Source organism: Bradyrhizobium genomosp. I (2014) (genome assembly GCF_000261685.1).
GTDB lineage: Bacteria > Pseudomonadota > Alphaproteobacteria > Rhizobiales > Xanthobacteraceae > Bradyrhizobium.
Window position 1 is genome coordinate 1 of sequence record NZ_AJQE01000508.1, and the last position, 516, is coordinate 516.

General features: G+C 59.9%; 1 pseudogene. It reads right to left on the minus strand.

Annotated features, from left to right (window positions below):
* A pseudogene (locus tag IC50_RS38290) lies at positions 1 to 516 on the minus strand (helix-turn-helix domain-containing protein); the annotation flags it as partial.

Below are 516 nucleotides of genomic sequence, written 5' to 3' on the forward strand. Positions count from 1 at the left end.
CGCCTGCTCACAAATCCACCGTGCCTTAATGGTCTCATCGACGCTGAGGACAATGGCTCGGTTCGGGTAAAGCCAGACAATATCGCGCACCTTATCGACGAATAGCGGATCGCTCGACAGTTTAAATGTCTGGCTGCGGTGCGGCTGCAGGCCGAACGCCGTCCACTTTCGGCCGATCGTGGTGTGAGAAAAGCCAGTTTCCGCAGCCATCGAGCGGATCGACCAGTGCGTCCGTCGCGCGGCGTCGTACGCAATGTCCGCTCGATTACCACAGCAACCTGATCGTCGTCGATGGTTCGAGGGCGCCCAGGACGGGCTTCGTCAAGCAGGCCATCACAGCAATCCTTCAAGAATCGGCGGCGCCACTTGCCAACGGTGTGTTCATGGATGCCAAGTTTGGCAGCCACCGACTTGCTTGGCAGACTATCTGCACACCGCAGGATCGCGCGGCAGCGCTCAGATAGCGATTCGGCAACGCGATGACGACGAGCCTCTCCAAGTACGCCCGCTCCTGCG